Source organism: Sphingobium sp. TomMM35A, from assembly GCF_054771735.1.
In genome coordinates this window covers 1,005,826-1,023,262 of record NZ_BSRC01000001.1, presented here as the reverse complement: position 1 = coordinate 1,023,262, position 17,437 = coordinate 1,005,826, and the positions used below count along the sequence as shown (strand labels likewise).

General features: G+C 61.4%; 16 protein-coding genes and 1 pseudogene. 6 read left to right on the top strand and 11 right to left on the bottom strand.

Going from position 1 to position 17,437, the window contains the following annotated elements:
- Positions 1-69: 69 nt before the first annotated feature.
- Positions 70-510, top strand: a complete 441-nt coding sequence (locus ACYU8T_RS05050) for a DUF6628 family protein (protein WP_461158711.1) — start codon at positions 70-72, stop codon at positions 508-510.
- Here ACYU8T_RS05050 and ACYU8T_RS05045 read toward each other — a convergent pair.
- Both ACYU8T_RS05045 and ACYU8T_RS05040 read right to left on the bottom strand, forming a co-directional pair.
- Positions 495-1,820 (bottom strand): AmpG family muropeptide MFS transporter, encoded by a 1,326-nt coding sequence (locus ACYU8T_RS05045; RefSeq protein ID WP_201514038.1) that lies wholly within the window; start codon positions 1,818-1,820, stop codon positions 495-497. The genes ACYU8T_RS05050 and ACYU8T_RS05045 overlap by 16 nt on opposite strands.
- Positions 1,821-2,006: 186 nt before the next feature.
- A complete protein-coding gene (locus ACYU8T_RS05040) occupies positions 2,007-2,369 on the bottom strand; it encodes a YkvA family protein (RefSeq protein WP_461158710.1) in 363 nt (120 codons plus the stop codon).
- Between the two features lie 416 nt (positions 2,370-2,785).
- Here ACYU8T_RS05040 and ACYU8T_RS05035 point away from each other — a divergent pair.
- Positions 2,786-3,163, top strand: a pseudogene (locus ACYU8T_RS05035) (GNAT family N-acetyltransferase); the annotation flags it as partial.
- 120 nt (positions 3,164-3,283) lie between these two features.
- Here the strand turns inward: ACYU8T_RS05035 and ACYU8T_RS05030 are convergent.
- Entirely contained in the window at positions 3,284-3,742 is a 459-nt protein-coding gene (locus ACYU8T_RS05030) for a response regulator (protein WP_461158709.1), read from the bottom strand.
- The gene (locus ACYU8T_RS05025; RefSeq protein ID WP_268933187.1) at positions 3,727-3,849 is read right to left on the bottom strand and encodes a hypothetical protein; all 123 of its coding nucleotides are present in this window, start codon (positions 3,847-3,849) and stop codon (positions 3,727-3,729) included. Before ACYU8T_RS05025 ends, ACYU8T_RS05030 begins: the two co-directional genes overlap by 16 nt.
- Positions 3,850-3,902: 53 nt before the next feature.
- On the opposite strand from ACYU8T_RS05025, the gene ACYU8T_RS05020 reads away from it, so the two are divergent.
- Both ACYU8T_RS05020 and rsmD read left to right on the top strand, forming a co-directional pair.
- Positions 3,903-4,817, top strand: coding sequence for a pseudouridine synthase (locus ACYU8T_RS05020; protein WP_461158708.1), 915 nt, complete (start codon positions 3,903-3,905; stop codon positions 4,815-4,817).
- Positions 4,818-4,874: 57 nt separating this feature from the next.
- On the top strand, positions 4,875-5,411 hold the full coding sequence (gene rsmD / locus ACYU8T_RS05015; RefSeq protein WP_201514048.1) for a 16S rRNA (guanine(966)-N(2))-methyltransferase RsmD: 537 nt from the start codon (positions 4,875-4,877) through the stop codon (positions 5,409-5,411).
- Between the two features lie 93 nt (positions 5,412-5,504).
- On the opposite strand, the gene ACYU8T_RS05010 is transcribed toward rsmD, so the two are convergent.
- A complete protein-coding gene (locus ACYU8T_RS05010) occupies positions 5,505-5,954 on the bottom strand; it encodes a globin domain-containing protein (protein WP_443018545.1) in 450 nt (149 codons plus the stop codon).
- Positions 5,955-6,064: 110 nt separating this feature from the next.
- On the opposite strand from ACYU8T_RS05010, the gene ACYU8T_RS05005 reads away from it, so the two are divergent.
- Positions 6,065-6,526 (top strand): RrF2 family transcriptional regulator, encoded by a 462-nt coding sequence (locus tag ACYU8T_RS05005; RefSeq protein ID WP_201514049.1) that lies wholly within the window; start codon positions 6,065-6,067, stop codon positions 6,524-6,526.
- A 505-nt stretch (positions 6,527-7,031) separates the two neighbouring features.
- Here the strand turns inward: ACYU8T_RS05005 and alr are convergent.
- The 6 genes from alr to ACYU8T_RS04975 all read right to left on the bottom strand — a co-directional run bounded on the left by alr (position 7,032) and on the right by ACYU8T_RS04975 (position 15,852).
- Entirely contained in the window at positions 7,032-8,078 is a 1,047-nt protein-coding gene (gene alr / locus ACYU8T_RS05000; RefSeq protein WP_461158707.1) for an alanine racemase, read from the bottom strand.
- Between the two features lie 208 nt (positions 8,079-8,286).
- Positions 8,287-10,272, bottom strand: a complete 1,986-nt coding sequence (locus tag ACYU8T_RS04995) for an acetyl-CoA carboxylase biotin carboxylase subunit (RefSeq protein WP_201513891.1) — start codon at positions 10,270-10,272, stop codon at positions 8,287-8,289.
- Positions 10,273-10,458: 186 nt separating this feature from the next.
- The gene (gene bioB, locus ACYU8T_RS04990; RefSeq protein WP_461158706.1) at positions 10,459-11,460 is read right to left on the bottom strand and encodes a biotin synthase BioB; all 1,002 of its coding nucleotides are present in this window, start codon (positions 11,458-11,460) and stop codon (positions 10,459-10,461) included.
- A complete protein-coding gene (scpA, locus tag ACYU8T_RS04985; RefSeq protein WP_461158705.1) occupies positions 11,457-13,610 on the bottom strand; it encodes a methylmalonyl-CoA mutase in 2,154 nt (717 codons plus the stop codon). Before scpA ends, bioB begins: the two co-directional genes overlap by 4 nt.
- Positions 13,611-13,772: 162 nt before the next feature.
- The gene (gene mce / locus ACYU8T_RS04980) at positions 13,773-14,210 is read right to left on the bottom strand and encodes a methylmalonyl-CoA epimerase (RefSeq protein WP_461158704.1); all 438 of its coding nucleotides are present in this window, start codon (positions 14,208-14,210) and stop codon (positions 13,773-13,775) included.
- A 109-nt stretch (positions 14,211-14,319) separates the two neighbouring features.
- A complete protein-coding gene (locus ACYU8T_RS04975; protein WP_097091518.1) occupies positions 14,320-15,852 on the bottom strand; it encodes an acyl-CoA carboxylase subunit beta in 1,533 nt (510 codons plus the stop codon).
- A gap of 122 nt (positions 15,853-15,974) precedes the next feature.
- Here ACYU8T_RS04975 and ACYU8T_RS04970 point away from each other — a divergent pair, with 122 nt between their 5' ends.
- Positions 15,975-17,390 carry a helix-turn-helix domain-containing protein gene (locus ACYU8T_RS04970; protein ID WP_097092769.1) on the top strand — a complete coding sequence of 472 codons (1,416 nt, stop codon included), beginning with the start codon at positions 15,975-15,977 and terminating at the stop codon, positions 17,388-17,390.
- Positions 17,391-17,437 lie beyond the last annotated feature (47 nt).

The following is a 17,437-nucleotide window of genomic DNA, read 5'->3' as shown; positions in this document are numbered from 1 at the left end:
ATAGACTTGCGATTGACTCGCAATAGCGTAACCTACAGTCCGTCACACAACGGATAAAGGTGCTCGCACATGGCCCATGGAGAGATCAGCCCTCTAGACCTGCCCCGCTCGATGCCGCACGGCTACGGCAATCGCCTCTTCCTCTACACCATGCGCCGCATGGCCAGCGCCGGGGTCAACGACGCTCATGCCGCGAACGCCATGCTCGGCGCATTCGGGCGCAGCTATCGCCGTCCGCTCGTCCTGATGCGCGCCATGATGCTGGAGGTCGCCCGCTGCGCCACCCGCCGGATATTGGTCGCGCCCTGTTGCTGCGCCCGGATGACCGCCGACGAAGCAACCCTCATGCACGCGATCAGCACGGCTCTGCAGGACCCTCCTTCATCCTACGACCAGCTCGCCACGCTGCTCGGCACCGAGGATGTGCTGGGCGCGCTCACCTGCCTGCAAGCCGTAGCCCAGGCGCACGGCGATCTCGGTCGCCCGCTGGACCTCTACGCAGGCGCCTGAGCCCCCTCCTCCGTCGCCGCGCTGCCGACGCTCGCATCCACCAGCCCGCTGCGCATCATCAGCCAGAAAAGGATGATGCCCGGCAGCGCCAACACGGTCGTCAACAGGTAGAAGTCCACATAGCCGAACCGCTCGATCAGCGCTCCCGCCGTCGTCCCGGTCAGGAAGCGCCCAACGATGCTCGCCGCTGCCGAAATCATCGCATATTGGGCAGCGGTAAAGCGTAGGTCGCACAGCGCTGAGAAGTACGCGACCACCGCCACGCCGCCGATCCCGCTCGCGAAATTCTCGAAGCCGATCGCGCCCGCCATGCCCAGATTGCTCTTGCCGGTCCCCGCCAGCAGCGCAAAGCTGAAGTTCGACACCGCCATGAGCACGAGGCTGATCAGCACCGACCGTTTCAACCCCAGCCGCGCATACAGCACGCCACCCACGAAAATACCCGCCAGCAACGCCCAGAAGCCCACGCCCACATCGTAGATCGCGATCTCCTCATTGCTGTAGCCCAGATCGTTGAAGAGCAACCGGAACGTCAGGTTCGCCAGCGTGTCCCCGATCTTGTGCACGATGATGAACAGCAGGACGAGCAACGCGCCCTTGCGCTTGAAGAAGTCGACGAAAGGCCCGACGATCGCCTGCACCAGCTCCCCGCCCGTCTTGCGCGAAGCAATCTCCCGATGCCGTTCGGGCTCGCCGACGACCAGCGCCGCTAGCATCGCAGGCAGCGCGAACAGGGAACAGACCAGATAAGCCAGCGTCCAGTCCCAATATTGCGCCACCACCAGCGCCAGCGCCCCCGCCGCTGCCGCGCCGATCCGCCAGCCATATTGCGACATGCCCGCACCGATACCTAATTGCTCGGGCCGCAATATCTCGATCCGATAGCCATCGATGATGATGTCGAACGTCGCCCCCGCAATCCCCAACAGGATCGCCGCGCGTACCGTGCCCATCAGGTCGTTCGCCGGATCGACAAAGGCCAGATTGACCACCGCCGCCATCACCAGCAGACCGGCCACCAGCATCCAGGACACGCGCTGCCCCAGCCGATGAAGCAGGGGCAGCTTCACCCCTTCGATCACCCAGGCCCACAGCCATTTGAGGTTATAGGCGAGCAGCACCAAGCTGAACGCCGTGACGCTTTTCTTATCGATCCCGTCCTGCGCCAGTCGCGACGCCAGGTTCGCGCCGATCATCGCAAAGGGAAAGCCCGATGAAATCCCCAGGAAAAGCGCTGCAAGTGGCGCCTTCTCCACATAGGGTTTCACAGCATCCAGCCAACTCCTGGTGCCAACGGCAATGTCATTCATGAAAAGCTGCGCCCCCGAAGATGCTTATCCCGCCACCATATGGCCAATCATCGAAGAAACAAGCACAACGGCCGACACATATCTCCCCTCCCGCAGGCGTTCATACGAGGCACGTGACTCGTATGAAGGGCTGGGGTGGGCCAGCGCAACGTAGATCGAGTGCAAAAAGTTGCCGCTTCAACGCAATCAACCAAACCACATCCACCCCACAAACCCGACCGCCACTATCCACACCATCACAACGAAGATCAAACCTGCCACAGACACAGGCTTGCGCCGCTCCACGGCCTTCATCCGAAGCTCAGCCATCACATGCTGAGGAACGAGCCTGACCGCAGCCATGATGCCCAACGGCACGATCACCAGATCATCAAGATAGCCAAGGACAGGAATGAAATCCGGAATGAGGTCGACCGGCGACAGGGCGTAAGCCGCGACAGCAGCCGCCAAAGCCTTCGCATACCAGGCAACCCGAGGATCGCGCGCAGCGAGCCAGAGGGCGATGATATCACGCTTGATATTCCTCGCCCACGCCTTGAGCCTTGTCATCGTTGTCCGGTTCATTAGTCCAGAATGGGATAGCGCGACGAAGCCCGCAACTGATCATCAGCGCCTCACTCTTCAGCAGTTATTTCTCTCATCTGCGGCATGCAAATACGCCCAACGTCGCCATTCCGTGTGCCATGCTCCCTCTCCCCTTCAGGGGAGAGGGGTGGGGAGAGGGAATCAGGCTAAGCCGCGAAAGAAGTTCCTCTCTCAGAAGCTCCGATGGCCCCTATGATGGACGTCAGATATCCGACCCGGTAGCGTCTGGCGATGACCATTGATGCATTTCGTCTGACCACCAGTCGCCTTTCCCTACGGACGCCCGATAACGGCGATGCGGTCGCCCTGGAGATGATTGCCGGGGATAAGCGAGTGGCGCTTACGACGGCCTCGATACCTCATCCTTATCCGAAGGTCAGAAGCGCATTGAGTTCATACGGATGGTTGCAGGATGCAGACGTCATAACCTGGCCATCACCCTCGCCGAAAATGGCGAGTTCATCGGGATGATCGGTTTTGCAGGCGAGGCAGATGTCGCGGAACTGACTTATATGATTTCACCGAACCACTGGGGACGTGGCTATGCCACGGAAGCTGCGCGCTGCGTGATCGAGCATATCTTCGAAGCAACTCCATTTACCGCCATTACAGCATCCGCCATGACCGACAATCCGGCATCAGAAGCAGTTCTTAAGAAGATCGGATTTATGCAGGAGCATGTCGCAAAGATATTCTTGCCTTTGCGGGGCACGAGCAAAGAGGTTTCATTCTGGCGCTTGAACAAAACGAAACATTGATATTTTCGGCCGGGCCAGTAATTTCCCAATAATTGTCATTGGCGCTGACACCTCCTTGATGGTGCTCACTCGGCCGCCAACGGCTCAGGCCCTTACTAGGGCAAGGAAGACGCGGCCAACTCACCCCGCATCATCAAACAAATGCAAACCCCGAGGCACCCGGGGACGATCGGCTCCAACCATCAAAGCCTCGATCACGCCGATGGAAGCCAGCAGTTCGCGCGGCAAATAGGGCTTGGCCAGGCAGCCGACCGCCATCTCATGCGCGTCCACCGGACAGCTTCCACTGACGAACAGTACCGCCAAACCCTTCGCATAGGCATGCCGAGCGACGTCGATCCCGGTCTTGTCCCCGTGCAGGGTGATGTCGGCGATGACCAGATCGACCTCATCCTGCTCGATCACGCGGATGGCATGATCATAATCATCGACCGTCGCTGCAACGCGATATCCCGCTTGCTCCAGCACATGCTCATTGTCGAACGCGACCAGCGGCTCGTCTTCAACGACCAGCACGCTGCGGATCGCCTGTCCCTGCTGCCGTGGCTTCGAGTCCCCTTTGACTAGCCCGAAAAACATTTGCCGATCCGCCCCATATGCGCCATGCAACCGATCAAACGCGCAGCATCCCAAGGGAGTTGCGGCCGTTCCTCCGCATTGGGCGATGGCACGGCACCTTTCGTCATTTTCCGGTGCTTTCCATATGGGAAGCGCCGCCGCTTCGTTAAAGGAACCGAGCGTGCAGCCGCCGAAAAAATCAGGACCGCCGCGCAGGGCAGGACCGGGCGGACCCCGGCGCCCTTCGCAGGACAAGCCAGCTGGTACGCGTCCGGCTCGGCCCCCTTTCCGCAAGGCGAAGCCCGCTCCGGCCAAGCCTGCCAATCCCCACCCGGCTCGCACGGCTGCGGCCGCCAGCGGCAAGAATGAACCGCAACGCATCGCCAAGCTGCTTGCCCGCGCCGGCATAGCCTCGCGCCGCGAAGTCGAACGCATGATCGAGGAAGGCCGCGTCACCTTGGATGGCGAAGCTGTGTCCACGCCTGCAACCTTGCTGACCTCGCTCAACGGGGTCGCGGTGGACGGCACGCCAGTCGCTCAGCCTGCTCCGGCACGTCTCTTCCTCTTTCACAAACCTTCAGGCTATCTGACCACGGAACGTGATCCCCGCGGCCGCCCAACCATCTACGACCGCTTGCCCGCCGATCTGCCGCGCGTGATGCCGATCGGCCGCCTCGACATGACGACCGAAGGGCTGCTGCTCCTCACCACCGATGGCGAATTCAAGCGGCAGATGGAATTACCCGCAACCGGCGTTCCCCGCACCTATCGCGCCCGCGCCTTCGGAGACATCAGCCAGGCTCAGCTTGAAGATCTGTTCGAAGGCATAGAGATTGACGGCATCCGCTACGGACAGATCGAGGCCAATCTGGAACGCCGCACCGGGCGCAACCAGTGGATCGAAATGACGCTGACGGAGGGCAAGAACCGGGAAGTCCGCCGTGTTCTGGAACATCTCGGGCTTCAGGTGAACCGCCTCATCCGCACCAGCTATGGCCCCTTCCACCTCGGCGAACTCGCTTCCGGCGCGGTAGAGGAGGTACGGCAGCATGACCTCATCGTCTTCCGCAAAAGCCTGAAGACGCCCAAATCCTGATTTTCATCCCTTCGGGCTGAATTTGCCGAAGCCCGCCCTTCTTCTGGAACGCCACCCATGAGAATCATCGCAGGCCGATGGAGAGGCCGCCCCCTCACCGCTCCCAAGGGCGATGCCACCCGCCCCACCGCCGATCGCACCCGCGAAACGCTCTTCTCCATGCTGCTGAGCCGGATCGGCTCCTTCGAAGGCCTGAATGTCGGTGATTTCTTCGCAGGCTCGGGAGCCCTGGGCTTTGAAGCCATGTCGCGGGGCGCAGCCACTTGTCTCTTCGTCGAACAGGATCGTGCAGCCTTGGAGGCGATCCGCGCCAATGGCGAACGGCTCGGCGTCCGGCCGGATATCCGCCAGAGCAGCGTCCTGTCCCTCGGCCCAGCCCCCAAGCCGCTCGACCTCATCTTCATGGACCCGCCCTACAATAGCGGCGCGGGCGCGGTAGCGCTCGACAAGCTCAGCCGTCTCGGATGGACCGGCCCCGCAACCTGGGTCAGCATCGAAACCGACCGTCGCGAGGATGTGGAAGTGAAGGGCTTCGTCGCGGACGCAATAAGGGACGTAGGGAAGGCGCGCCTGACCCTGTTAAGAGCAGCCTGAGTCCTTCTCCCCTTCAGGGGTCGATGAGAGGCAGGTGACTCTCATCGAGGTTAGGGAGAGGGGAACGCCCCAAGCGCCCCCCGCTCCTCTCAATCAAGCAGCCTCAGCATCCTCATAAGCCTGCGCTTCCTTCCCAATCAGAATATCCGCCAGGAACCAGTAAGCCTTACCCCAAGCTTCCAGGACCGCGTCGGTGGCTACCTCAGCCCCCAGCACATCACGGATCGCGGGCAGCAGCGCCTCGGCGACCTTCGGATAATGCTCGGCCTTCACGCCGGTTTCGACATGCCGCTGCACCATGCGCTCCACCGCGCCGGTCAGTGCCTGCAACTTGTCGATATTCTCCGCATATCCCAGGATAGCGGCTGCCAAACGCTTCGGCTGCTCGCCACTTTCCTGCGCCGCCTGGTCGAACATGTCCTTGATCGACGCATCCTGAAACAGCCGCTTATACATGGCTGTGGTGATCTCCACGCCATGGCTCCGAAGCGCGGGAGCGGTTGCCTTGACGATCGCGATGGTTTCAGCGCTGAGCTGGTTCATGATGCACCCCTTTATGAGACTCGATAAAGGTGCATTTACGTGACATGTTTAAACATGTAAACTAGCTACATGTTTGATCCCCAAATCTCTTTCAATTAACGCATTCCCTCATGCAATTGACTCGCCACACCGACTACGCCCTGCGCGTCCTCATCCATCTGGCAGTCACGCCCACCGGCCGCGCGACAATCCCCGAAGTCGCCGACGCCTACGCGTTGTCACGCAATCATTTGATGAAAGTCGTCCATCATCTCGGCCTCGGCGGCTTCATCATCACCCAGAGAGGAAGAGGCGGCGGCTTCACGCTCGCCCGCCCTCCCGAATTGATCAGTTTAGGCGAAGTCATCCGCCATACCGAAACCGACATGAATCTAGCGGACTGTGCCGGTTGCGGGCTGCGCTCCGCCTGCGGCCTCTCCGGCATATTAAAGGCCGCGACAGCCGCCTTCCTCGCCGTGCTCGATCAGCACAGCTTGGCCGACGCCGCTAAAGACAAGGCCGGGCTGGCGGCGCTCATCGCCGCCCTGCCCGCGCCCCTGTCCCAAGTCAGCGATTCCTGCGCGCCTTCTTAGAACGCGGCGCTTCACCTGGATTGATGCAGCTATCCTGTACGGTTCGGCTGCACAGCGGATAGTCCTTACCGCCAGCAGGCGGCGGCGTCATGTTCCCGCCCACCGTCACGGGATTTGCTGAGCTTCCTACAGGAGCCGCGGGATCTCTAGGCACTGCGGGCGAAGCTGGCGCCATACCTGTAGCAGGCGGAACCTCTCCGGTAGGCTGACCCGCGTTCGGATCGGCAGTCGTTGCGGGTGTCGCCGGATCCGCCGGCATTGTGTCAGTTGCTGGAGGCTGAGCCGTATTGTCCGGCGCACCCTGGGCGATCGCAATGCCATTAGCGCCGGTTGAAAAAGCCAGCAATGCCGCACCTGCAAGCATGATCGATTTCATCGGGTCATCCTTTCCTGTTCTTCACCCCATTCTGCCTCTTGGCTGATGAAAAACCAGATCGGTGACGCCAGCGTTCCATATCCGCGACGAACTGTTGTCCTGCTGCCACCAAATGATGGCCCGTTCTCTTCAGAACCAGACCCGGTCGAAACGGGGACCAAGGCTCGTCAGCAACTCATATTGCGACAGGCCCGATAGAGCGGAAGCGGCGGGCAAGTCATAATCGATATCCAGCCAGTCCCCCTCCCTGACCGACGGCATCGCGGAGACATCCACAGCGATCAGGTCCATCGACACGCGGCCCACGACAGGCAAGTGCGTTTCCCCAGCGCTGACCACGCCACGCCCCGAGAAGCAGCGCAGATAACCATCGGCATAGCCAAGGTTAAGCACGGCTATTTCCGTGTCCGTCCTGGCGAGATGGGTCGCGTTATAGCCGATGCTGTCTCCGGAAGGGACGAAACGCCGTTGCAGCACCTGCGCCTGCGGAAAGACGACTTGAGCGATTCCTTCTGACGCCTCCGGCCGAGGTATCCCGCCATAAAGCGCGAGCCCGGGACGTGTCAGATCAAATGCATAGGCTTGTCCCAGGCAGATGCCTGCGCTGTTGGCGAGACTATAGCGACCCGCCGGAACATGAGCGCGCAAGTCGCTGAATCGCTCAAGTTGCTGCGCGCTAAGATCCGTATCCTCGTCGCCCGATGCCAAGTGGCTGAGCAATGTGTCGACCGACAGCCCGCTCATTTGTGCAGCGACATCGCTCCGCCAGTCGAGCCCGAGCCGGTTCATGCCCGTATCGACCATCACGTCACAAAGGCCGCCGCTGGCGGACTTCCAGCGCGCAATCTGACCCGCAGTGCAGAGCACCGGCCGGGCTTTTGAGGAAAGCGCCTTCCCCATGTCCTCGGCACGCACGCCATGGAAGACGGACAGATTGACCCCGTCCTGCAACAGATGTTCAAGGGAAGCCGCTTCCGTCCAACTGGATACGAAAAAATCGCGGCATCCCGCATCGAGCAGGCGGCGCATGACCTCCACAGCACCTGTGCCGTAGCCATCCGCTTTGATCGCTGCCCCGCATGCTGCGCTCCCGCTACGCCGTTGCAGCCAGCGCCAATTATTTACGAGCGCACCCCCGTCGAGGCGGAGGCGAAGCGGAGCAGCAAAATTGGTCATCGGTGATGCGATAGCGGCATCATCCGCGAGCGTCGAGGGTTCAACCAGCTTCGATCGAGCCGACCGATCCCATCAAGGCCGAGGCCCCGACGCTGAACAGCTGGAGCCGTGATAAGCTCACCCTGGGTCCCATCTCCCCTTTGGCGCGTGCGTAATGGCGGGAAAGCGCGGCAGGAAAATGGTCCCTGCCGCGCCATGGCCACCAACCCTATTCGAGTTCCAGGATGATCGCGTCCACAGGCAGGCTCTCACCCTGAGCCGCCGACACGCTCTTCACCGTACCCGCCTTCTGCGCGCGCAGGATGTTCTCCATCTTCATCGCTTCGATCACTGCCAAGGGCTGACCGGCCTCAACCTTGTCGCCTTCCTTGACGTTCAGGGATACGAGCAGCCCTGGCATCGGGCAGATCAGAAAACGGGACAGATCCGGCGGGATCTTTTCGATCATATGCTTGGCATGCACCGCCGCGTGTGCTGGCAGGATACGCAGCTTGTGACTGGCGCCATGCGCGGTGAGAACGAAGCCGGAGCGAACCGGCGCGATCTTCACCGCCAGCAACTCCTCGCCGAACTCGGCCTCGATCAGGCGATCACCGGGCGTATATTCCAGTGCCATGTCGATCGCTTCACCATCGACCGTGACATCGTCGCCGCTGATCACGACATCATGGATCGCGTCACCGATCTTCACCTGCCAGCCCGTCGGCGCGCGCAGCTTTTTGCCAAGCTGGCCATCGATGCGACGGGCGCGGTCGGCCTGTGCCATTGCAGCGAAAGCGCCGATCGCGGACAGCTTCCTGACAAGCGCTTCGGAAGCTGGAGCGCCAGTGAAGCCTTCGGGATATTCCTCCGCGATGAAGCCGGTGGTGATGTTGCCCGAACGGAAACGCTCATGCTGCATCAGCGCCGACACGAAATCGATATTGTGGCCCGGCCCTTCGATCTCGAACTGGTCGAGCGCGGCGATTTGCTTGTCGATCGCCTCCAGACGGGTCGGCGCCCAGGTGATCAGCTTGGCGATCATCGGGTCGTAGAACATCGACACTTCGCCGCCCTCGACCACACCGTCATCAACACGCACGCCATCCACGGCTTCTGGCGGATTGTAGCGGATCAAACGGCCGGTGGAGGGCAGGAAGCCGCGATAGGGATCTTCTGCATAGACGCGGTTCTCGATCGCCCAACCGTTGATCTTCACATCTTCCTGACGGAAGGACAGTTCCTCCCCATTGGCGACGCGGATCATCTGCTCGACCAAGTCGAGACCGGTGATTTCTTCCGTGACCGGATGCTCCACCTGCAGGCGAGTGTTCATTTCCAGGAAGTAGAAGCCATCGCCGGTCTTGTCCGCGCCCGATACGATCAGTTCGACCGTACCAGCGCTGAAATAGCCGACCGCACGGGCAAGCGCGACGCACTGCTCACCCATTTTCTTGCGCATTTCAGGGGAGACGAACGGCGAAGGCGCTTCCTCGACCACCTTCTGGTGACGGCGCTGGATCGAGCATTCGCGCTCGTTCAGGTAAAGAATATTGCCGTGCTGGTCGCCCAGGATCTGGATTTCGATGTGGCGCGGGCTTTCGATGAACTTTTCGATGAACACGCGGTCGTCGCCGAAGCTGTTGAGGCCTTCACGCTTGGTGGCCTCAAAGCCTTCGCGAACGTCTTGCTCGGAATAAGCAAGGCGCATGCCCTTGCCGCCACCGCCAGCCGACGCCTTCATCATCACCGGATAGCCGATCTCGTTCGAGATACGGACGGCATGTTCCGTATCCTCGATCACGCCGACATAGCCCGGAACGACGTTGACGCCTGCTTCCTTTGCCAGCTTCTTGGATTCAATCTTGTCGCCCATGGCCGCAATCGCGTTGGCGGGCGGGCCGACGAAGATGATGCCTTCGGCGTCCAGCGCCTTGCGGAAGCTCTCGCGCTCCGAAAGAAAGCCGTAGCCGGGGTGCACGGCGTCAGCGCCGGTCTGCTTGCATGCTTCGATAATCTTGTCCGCGAGCAGGTAGGACTGCGCGGCCGGCGGCGGGCCAAGGTGAACCGCCTCGTCCGCCATCAGGACGTGGGGCGAACGGGCGTCCGCATCCGAATAGACCGCAACGGTCTTGATGCCCATCTTACGCGCGGTGCGGATGACGCGGCACGCGATTTCGCCACGGTTCGCGATCAGGATCTTGGTGATTGCCATTATCTGTCCTTGCCCAGTCCTATTGTGTTGCCCAGTCGGGCTAACCCTTCTCTGTCCCTCGGCGTCACCCTGAACTTGTTTGGCTTACGCCGACCTACGGTTCAGGGTCCATTTCACCTCTCACGCCGAAGGCTGCGGAGGGCCGATGGATGCTGAAACAGGTTCAGCATGACGTATGAGGGGAAACTATTCAGCCGCCTCCAGATGCCCGTGGGGTTGCGCCATCATCGGCGTCATCCCGAGCTTTGAAAGCAGCGCGCTGTCCTTGTCGTCACCGGCATTGGCGGCTGTCAGCAGCTTGTCTCCGGTAAAGATGCTGTTCGCGCCCGCCATGAAGCAGAGCGCCTGACAGGCCTCGCTCATGCTCTCGCGACCTGCCGAGAGGCGCACCATCGATTGCGGCATCACGATGCGCGCAACGGCCACGGTTCGCACGAACTCCACCTCATCGATCTTCGCGAGCGGTGTGTCCTTCAGCATGTCGCCAAGCACCGTACCTTCGACAGGCACTAGCGCATTGATCGGCACGCTTTCGGGATGCGGCATGGTCGCCAGCGCGTGAAGGAAACCGATCCGGTCACTCCGCGTCTCGCCCATGCCGACGATTCCGCCGCAGCACACATTGATCCCTGCCGAACGCACATTTTCCAGCGTTTCGATGCGATCCTCGAATGTCCGGGTCGTGATGACGTTCGCGTAATTTTCCGGCGAGGTATCGATGTTGTGATTATAGTAATCGAGCCCCGCATCGGCGAGTTGCTTTGCCTGATCGGACGACAGCATGCCCAGCGTCATGCAGGTTTCCATGCCCATCTGGCGCACGCCCTTCACCATCTCGATGAGCTTGGGCATGTCCCGTTCCTTGGGATTGCGCCACGCTGCGCCCATGCAGAAACGGCCTGAACCATGGTCCTTGGCCTGCGCCGCCGCCTGCAGCACAGCCTGGACGTCCATCAATTTGGTGGCTTTGAGGCCGCTTTCCGCTTCCGTCGACTGGCTGCAATAGCCGCAATCTTCCGGGCAACCGCCGGTCTTGATCGACAGCAGGGTCGATAGCTGGACCTCATTGCGCGGAAAGTTCGCGCGATGGATCGACTGCGCCTCGAACATCAAATCGTTGAAGGGCAGGTCGAACAGCGCGCCGATTTCGTCGCGAGTCCAGTCAGTGCGAGGAGTGATCTCGGTCAAGCGGCTTCCTCCAGCCCCGCCGGGGGCATGTTGTGGCCGAGGAGGCGCAGCACGTCTGCGGCGCATTCCACGACATTGGAACCGGGTCCATAAATCCCCTGCACGCCCGCGTCACGGAGATAGTCATAGTCCTGCGGCGGGATGACGCCACCCGCGATGACCTTGATGTCGTTGCGGCCCTTTTCCCGAAGCTGCCTGATGAGCTCGGGGATGAGCGTCTTGTGCCCGGCGGCCAGCGACGAGGCGCCGACCACATCGGCACCGCTATCCAGCGCCAGCACCACGGTCTCCTCAGGCGTCTGGAACAGCGGACCCGATACCACGTCAAAGCCCATGTCCCCGAAAGCCGACGCGATCACGTTGGCGCCCCGGTCGTGGCCGTCCTGCCCCATCTTGGCGATGAGTAGTTTCGGCTTGCGGCCGAGGCGCCGCTCGACGGCCTGCACACCGTCAAGAACCTGTTTCCAGCGGCTGTCCTGCGCATAAGGTTTGGAATAAACGCCCTTAACCGGGGTCGGGACCGTGCCATAGCGATCGAAGCTGTCTTCCATCGCGGAGGAGATTTCCCCCAGCGTGGCCCGCGCACGGGCACATTCCACGGCCAAAGCGAGCAGGTTGTTATCGATGCTCGACGGCTTCGCGGCACCATCGCGCAGCGCCTGGAGCGCCGCCTGGCACTTTGCCTCGTCACGCCCGGCCTTGACCTTGTTGATGCGGGCGATCTGTGCCTCGCGCACCTTGCTATTGTCGACCTCCAGCGTTTCCAGCAGGTCTTCGTTCGCCAGGCGGTATTTGTTGACGCCGACGATGACATCCTCACCGCGATCGACCCGCGCCTGGCGAGCAGCCGCCGCTTCCTCGATCATCGCCTTGGGCCAGCCTGCCGCCACAGCCTTCGCCATACCGCCCTCACCCTCGACGCGGTCGATAATCTCCTGCGCGGCATTGACCAGCTGCTGGGTTAGCGCCTCGATATAATAGCTGCCGCCCAGAGGATCGACGACCTTCGTCATCCCCGTCTCTTCCTGGATCACGATCTGCGTGTTGCGCGCGATACGTGCGGAAAAATCGGTGGGGAGGGCAATCGCCTCATCCAGCGCGTTGGTGTGCAGCGACTGCGTGCCGCCAAGCATCGCCGCCATCGCTTCGATGGTGGTGCGGATAACGTTGTTATAGGGGTCTTGCTCGGTCAGCGACACGCCCGAAGTCTGGCAGTGTGTGCGCAGCATCTTGCTACGTTCGTCCTGCGCGCCCAGCTTCGTCATGGCGCGATGCCACAGAACGCGGGCGGCACGCAGCTTCGCCACTTCCATGAAGAAGTTCATGCCGATCGCGAAGAAGAAGCTCAAACGCCCCGCGAACTTGTCGATGTCGAGCCCCGACGCGACGCCATATTTCACATATTCGATACCGTCCGCGATGGTGAAGGCCAGTTCCTGCACCTGCGTCGCGCCAGCTTCCTGCATATGGTAGCCGGAAATGGAGATGCTGTTGAACTTCGGCATCTCGCGGCTGGTATAGCCGAAAATGTCGGAGATGATCCGCATGCTCGGTTCGGGCGGGTAGATATAGGTGTTGCGGACCATGAACTCCTTCAGAATGTCGTTCTGAATGGTTCCGTCCAGCAGCTTGCGGTCGACGCCCTGCTCTTCGCCGGCAACGATGAAGAAGGACAGGATCGGGATCACCGCGCCGTTCATCGTCATGGACACGGACATCTGGTCGAGCGGGATGCCATCGAACAGGATCTTCATGTCCTCGACGCTGTCGATCGCCACGCCCGCCTTGCCGACATCGCCGACGACGCGGGGATGATCGCTGTCATAGCCGCGATGGGTGGCAAGGTCGAAGGCGACGCTGAGCCCCTTCTGCCCCGCCGCCAGGTTGCGGCGATAGAAGGCGTTGGACTCCTCGGCAGTCGAAAAGCCCGCATATTGGCGGATGGTCCAAGGGCGCCCCGCATACATGGAAGCGCGCACGCCGCGCGTGAACGGCGCAAAACCCGGCAAGCCGGGATCGACGGTCACGTCCTCCGCCGTATAGAGCGGCTTGACGGTGATCCCTTCCGGGGTATCCCAGTTCAGGTCCTTGCCCTTTACCTCCTTGGCGGAGGCGGCGGCCCACTGATCCAGCGTCGGCTTGTCGGTCATCGTTCCCATTCCCTTCCTCGCCCCTTCAGGGGAGAGGATACGCAGGCTTGTCAGCCTGGCTGACTAGCCGAAGTTGGAGAGGGGAGGCCCCTCTCCGCTGCGACAAAGGCCTGCTTCGCAGTCCAAAGTCTCGCTGCCTCTCCCCTGAAGGGGAGAGGCGAATCAGTGACTGCCTTTCGGCGTCTCCATGATCTCGGTCAGCACCCCGTTCATGTCCTTGGGGTGCACGAAGAAGATCAAAGTCCCATGCGCCCCGATGCGCGGTTCGCCCAGCACCTTCTTACCCAGCCCTTCGAACCAGGCCTTGGCCTCGTGAATGTCCGGCACCTCATAACACATATGATGCTGGCCGCCCGCCGGGTTCTTGGCGATGAAACCATGGATCGGGCTGTTCTCCCCCAAAGGTTCAATCAGTTCGATTTGGGTGCCCTCAGTGCCATTCTGGCCCGGCGTATCCACGAAGCACACCTTCACGCCCTGTGCTGGCAGGTCGAAAGGCTCATGGGTCAGCGTCGCGCCCATGACGTCGCGATAATAGGCAAGCGACGCTTCGAGCGAAGGCGTTGCAACGCCGATATGGTTCAAGCGGCCGAGCTTCATATCACTTCACCTGTCTGGTCACCCCAGCGAAAGCTGGGGTCTCGTGCCTTTACGTTCCACATAACCGCCTGAGATCCCAGCTTTCGCTAGGATGACGGCCGCTGGGGCATCAAAGCGGAATGTTGTCGTGCTTCTTCCAGGGATTCTCCAGCGCCTTGTTGCGCAGCTTGCGCAAGCCAAGCGCGATCCGCTTGCGGGTCGAGTGCGGCTGGATCACCTCGTCGATGAAGCCCTTGCCCGCCGCCACGAACGGATTGGCAAAGCGGTCTTCATATTCCTTCGTCTTCTCGGCGATCTCTTCGGGCGTCTTGCCCCGGAAGATGATTTCCACCGCGCCCTTCGCCCCCATGACCGCGATTTCGGCGGTCGGCCAGGCATAGTTCAAATCGCCGCGCAGATGCTTTGAGCTCATCACGTCGTAAGCACCGCCATAGGCCTTGCGCGTGATGACGGTGATCTTCGGCACGGTCGCTTCAGCATAGGCGAACAGCAGCTTCGCGCCATGCTTGATGATGCCGGAATGTTCCTGAGCCGTGCCCGGAAGGAAGCCCGGCACGTCCACGAAAGTGACGATCGGAATTTCAAACGCGTCGCAGAAACGAACGAAGCGACCGGCCTTCTTGGACGAGTTGATGTCCAGAACCCCGGCCAATACCATCGGCTGGTTGGCGATGATGCCGACCGTCTTGCCCTCGATCCGGCCGAAACCGCACAGAATGTTGCCGGCATGCGCGGGCTGTACTTCGAAAAAGTCGCCCTCATCCACGACCTTGCGGATCAGCTCATGCATGTCATAGGGCTGGTTCGCATTCGCCGGGATCAGCGTGTCGAGGCTTTCCTCGATACGATCCCACGGATCGGCACTCGGGCGCTCAGGCACCGGCTCCTTGTTCGAAGCAGGCAGGAAGTCCACGAAATCGCGCACCGCGAGCAGCGCCTCGATGTCATTTTCAAACGCGACATCCGCGACGCCCGACTTGGTCGTGTGCGTCACCGCGCCGCCCAATTCCTCCTGGGTCACGACCTCATTCGTCACGGTCTTCACCACGTCCGGGCCGGTCACGAACATGAAGCTTGAATCCTTCACCATGAAGATGAAGTCGGTCATCGCAGGCGAATAGACCGCGCCGCCCGCACAGGGACCCATGATCACGCTGATCTGCGGCACAACGCCCGAGGCAAGCACGTTGCGCTGGAAAATTTCGGCATAACCGGCGAGCGAAGCCACGCCCTCCTGAATACGCGCGCCGCCGGAGTCGTTCAGGCCGATCACGGGCGCGCCGACCTTCAGCGCCATGTCCATGATCTTGCAGATCTTCATCGCGTGCCGTTCAGACACCGCGCCGCCGTAGACGGTGAAATCCTGGCTGAAGACGAACACAAGACGGCCGTTGATCGTACCCGATCCCGTAACGACGCCATCGCCCGGGATATGCTGCTCGTTCATGCCGAAGTCGACGCAATTATGCTCGACATACATATCCAGCTCTTCAAAGCTGTCCTCGTCCAGCAGCACTTCCAGACGCTCCCGCGCGGTCAGCTTGCCCTTGGCATGCTGCGCGTCGATCCGGCGCTGGCCACCGCCCAGGCGCGCGGCCTCGCGCTTGGCTTCCAGCTGTTCGATGATAGCGAGCTTCGACATATAGAATATCTCTCCGGTGACGGCACGGATGACTACAGCTGCCCCTTTCCCATCTTTCACGCTTTTCGCAAATGCAAATTTGCCAATTTGCAAATCACGATTTCGCAAATTATGAGCGCGGCATGGCAAGAGGCAATCGCATTTTCGCAGGTCCGCGGCTGCGGCAGCTGCGGCTGGACCATCGCATGGACCAGGCGACAATGGCCTTGGCGTTGGGTATTTCGGTCTCTTATCTCAGCCAATTGGAAAATGACGACCGCCCCCTGACGGCCAAGGTCAAGGCAGCCGTGGCAAGCGCCTTCCCAACCGATTGGGCGAGCTTCGACAGCCGGGAAGAGGAACAGCTGCTCGGCGCTTTCACTTATGCGCTGGCCCACCCGGAGCTGCCCGGGCCGCTGATGGACCCGGAGCGGATCGAGAAGCTGCACCTGCAATTTCCCGAATTCGCCGCCCGCTATCTCGACCTCTACAACGCCCATATGCGTGCGAATGAACGTATCAACATGATCGAGGAGGCGATCGCCAACGATCATGAGGTGCAGGCCCGCCTGCCCTGGGAGGCCGCGCGCGACTGGTTCCATGAGGCAGGCAATTATGTTCACGTCCTCGATTGCCTGGCGGAGGACATGGCCTCCAGCGTCACCGCCGGACAGGTTCTTGACGAAGGAATGCTGGTCGAAGCGCTCGCCCGGCGGCATGGCATCGAAACGCTGATTGCCGACACACCGGATTCCGCGCTGCGTGCCTATTCATCCAATGATCGCCGCCTGTTCATAAACGCCGCCCTGCCAGTGGAGAGCCGAAAGTTCATGCTGTCGCATCAGCTGATGATGCTGGAGGGTCAGACGGTGATCGCGGATGTGGTCAATCGTGCGGCCCTGCCCGTGGAAGGCGCCGACCGGCTGCTTGCCATAGGGCTTGGCAATTATGCGGCCGGCGCGTTGCTTATGCCCTATGCCCAATTCCGGGCGGCAGCGCGGGAAGTGCGCCATGATATCGACCGGCTTGCGCGGCGCTTCGGGGTCAGCTTCGAACAGGCTTGTCATCGCCTCTCGACCCTCCAACGGCCCGGCCTTCGCGGCATTCCCTTCTTCTTCTGCCGGGTCGACATGGCGGGCAATATCACGAAGCGGCACAGCGCCACCCGTCTCCAGTTCGCGCGTTTCGGCGGGGCCTGCCCGCTTTGGAACGTGCATGAAGCCGTCGCCATCCCGGACCGCATCAACGTCCAGCTCGGCGAGACACCGGACGGAGTGCGCTACGTCTCGATGGCGAAGGGATTGGTGAAGCCGTCCGGCAGCTATTCGCGCACCCCCCGCCGCTTCGCCGTCGTGCTGGGGTGCGAAGTCGCGCATGCAGCCAATTTCGTCTATGCAGACGGCCTTCAGCTTGAAATGGAAGGTGCCGCCACGCCGATCGGCATCACCTGCCGCCTCTGCCCGCGCCAAAGCTGCGACCAGCGCGCCTTTCCGCCCGCTGACAGGCCTATTCGCGTCGATCCGGACAATCGGCAGATCGTTCCCTATTGGATTGGCTGAGGCGACCGCGGTTCATCCCAGCTTGTGCGAACTGGCTCTGTCGATCC